General features: G+C 62.4%; 1 protein-coding gene. It reads right to left on the bottom strand.

Annotation, left to right across the window (positions count from 1 at the left end):
* Positions 1 to 425, bottom strand: a 425-nt coding sequence (locus tag IMZ11_RS44315) for a TetR/AcrR family transcriptional regulator (protein ID WP_228649771.1), incomplete at both ends; no start/stop codon positions are given.

Genomic DNA, 425 nt, shown 5'->3' with positions numbered 1-425 from the left:
AACCACGGTGCTGCGGATCATCGCCGTCCCGGCGGGGGTCTGCGCGAACCGGGCGAGATCGGCCGTGAAGGTCTCCAGGTCCGATTCGACCGATCCGGTGTCGGGTATCGGAATCTCCTCTGCGGTACGCGACACCAGGGCGTCAACCAGCAGGCGCGACAACGTCTTCCATCGTCGATACAGCGACGTCTCGTGAACTCCGGCCGCTTCGGCGATGTCGGCGATGCGGACGTTGTCGATACCCACCGCTTCGATTCGGGCGATCGTGGCGTCCAGGACCAGCGTGCGCAGCTTCGCGCCACGCACCTGCCGGTCAGGATTCGTTCGATCAACCATGACGCAATTATCGCAGTTCGACTTGCGATATGCGAGCGCGCCTCCTACCGTGAAGCTATCGCAAGTCAACTTGCGATAGAAGGTGGGAA

Source organism: Microtetraspora sp. AC03309, from assembly GCF_020826795.1.
Classification (GTDB): Bacteria; Actinomycetota; Actinomycetes; order Streptosporangiales; family Streptosporangiaceae; genus Microtetraspora; species Microtetraspora glauca.
Note: the sequence above shows the minus strand (reverse complement) of the source record. Positions and strands in the feature narration are given on the sequence as shown.